This window comes from Colwellia sp. E2M01, from assembly GCF_018860585.1.
Classification (GTDB): domain Bacteria; phylum Pseudomonadota; class Gammaproteobacteria; order Enterobacterales; family Alteromonadaceae; genus Colwellia.
The window spans coordinates 1-1,613 of sequence record NZ_JAHKPR010000067.1 but is presented as its reverse complement, the minus strand read 5'-3'; the positions used below and the strand labels follow the sequence as shown (position 1 = coordinate 1,613).

The following is a 1,613-nucleotide window of genomic DNA, read 5'->3' as shown; positions in this document are numbered from 1 at the left end:
GTTGTATTAAATCAGATACTTGGTTGATGCACACGCCCTGCGTGGCAATTCAACCTACCAACCACTCGGCCAACTCACCAAATTTTTAAAAGGTAATAACAGATAAATCTCTCATCCCCTAACTGCGCGCTATGTTAGGAAAAAAGCGGTTGTAGTGCAAGCTATTCCTAACAGTTTCAATTAAAAGCGTATTATTCGCTTAAAGTTCAAACAAATAATACGGTTATTTTAAATAGTGGGGTTATTTGTTGCTTTGGTTGAAGGTAAGCATGCGGTCTAAGGACTTCAGCGCGCCGTCACGTAGTGACATGTCAACAAACACTTCTTTACCTGCTGGATCTAATAAAGCTTCTTCAATGGCTTTTAAACCATTCATAGCCATCCACGGACAGTGAGCACAACTTTTACAGGTTGCGCCTTCTCCCGCGGTTGGTGCTGCATAGAATTCTTTGTCTGGGCAAAGCTGTTGCATTTTGTAAAAAATACCGCGGTCTGTTGCTACAATAAAGGTTTTATTTGGTAACTCTTGTGCCGCTTTAATTAATTGGCTAGTAGAGCCTACCGCATCTGCAAGTGCAATGATTTCACTTGGTGATTCAGGGTGTACTAATACAGCAGCTTCTGGCTGTAAGGCTTTCATGTCTTTTAGCGCTTTGGTTTTAAATTCATCATGAACAATACAAGCTCCCTGCCACATGATCATGTCTGCGCCAGTATTTTTTTGAATATAATTACCTAGGTGACGATCTGGTCCCCAAATTATTTTTTCACCAAGTGAGTCAAGGTGTTCAACAATTTCAAGTGCACATGATGAGGTTACAATCCAGTCAGCACGTGCTTTAACGGCTGTTGAGGTGTTTGCATATACGACAACGGTTCTGTCAGGGTGTTGGTCACAAAATGCTGAGAATTCGTCAATAGGACAGCCTAAATCTAATGAACAGGTTGCTTCTAGGCTTGGCATTACTACTGTTTTTTCTGGGGTTAGTACTTTAGCAGTTTCGCCCATGAACTTCACGCCAGCAACAATCAGTGTTTTTGCTTCGTGAGTATTACCAAAACGAGCCATTTCTAATGAGTCAGAAACACACCCCCCTGTTTCTTCAGCAAGTGCTTGAATTACTGGATCAGTATAGTAATGAGCAATTAATACTGCATTTTTTTCAATAAGTAATTTTTTGATGCGATCTTTATAGGCTAACTGTTCGTTATTGGTTAACGGTGCAGGTTTAGCTGGAAATTGAAAATCAAATTCTACTGCTGTATTCGCTTGTATCATGAGTGCTCTCTATCTAATAGGCTTGCTTTTAAAACGCGTGAATTATAATCCAAACACAGGTAAAAGTGTAGTATTACCAATATGTATGAAATTTAAATAGGTTTTAGGTGCTAGGCTCTAGGGATTAAGTTCTAGGTTTGGAGGTTAGATTAAAAGCCTTGGCTTTACTATATGAATATGTTCGATCTGAGATATGTGTTTTTTAAGTAAGGAGTGGTCGGCCGTGAAGGATTTGAACCTTCGAGATAACTTGATTAAACGGTTAAAAGCCTTGGCTTTACTTATATGAATATGTTCGTTCTGAGTATATGTGTTTTTTTAAGTAAGGAGTGGT

General features: G+C 39.2%; 1 protein-coding gene. It reads right to left on the bottom strand.

The genetic code is table 11. The features are described from left to right. Positions 1-241: 241 nt before the first annotated feature. A complete protein-coding gene (gene nadA, locus KO502_RS12730; protein ID WP_216022941.1) occupies positions 242-1,279 on the bottom strand; it encodes a quinolinate synthase NadA in 1,038 nt (345 codons plus the stop codon). Between the last annotated feature and the right edge of the window lie 334 nt (positions 1,280-1,613).